The sequence below is a fragment of the Citrobacter sp. Ce006 genome (assembly GCF_030336535.1).
In the GTDB taxonomy this organism is placed as follows: domain Bacteria; phylum Pseudomonadota; class Gammaproteobacteria; order Enterobacterales; family Enterobacteriaceae; genus Citrobacter; species Citrobacter europaeus.
Window position 1 is genome coordinate 1 of record NZ_JAOWDO010000027.1, and the last position, 243, is coordinate 243.

The 243-nt window shown below is 57.6% G+C and carries 1 rRNA gene; it reads left to right on the forward strand.

Annotated elements, in window-relative coordinates:
- Positions 1-82 (forward strand): 5S ribosomal RNA (rrf, locus tag OGV94_RS25160); the annotation flags it as partial.
- Between the last annotated feature and the right edge of the window lie 161 nt (positions 83-243).

The following is a 243-nucleotide window of genomic DNA, read 5'->3' on the forward strand; positions in this document are numbered from 1 at the left end:
CCATGCCGAACTCAGAAGTGAAACGCCGTAGCGCCGATGGTAGTGTGGGGTCTCCCCATGCGAGAGTAGGGAACTGCCAGACATCAAATAAAAGCGAAAGGCTCAGTCGAAAGACTGGGCCTTTTGTTTTATCTGTGGTCTGTCGGTGAGCGCTCTCCTGAGTAGGACAAATCCGCCGGGAGCGGATTTGAACGTTGCGCAGCAACGGCCCGGAGGGTGGCGGGCAGGACGCCCGCCATAAAC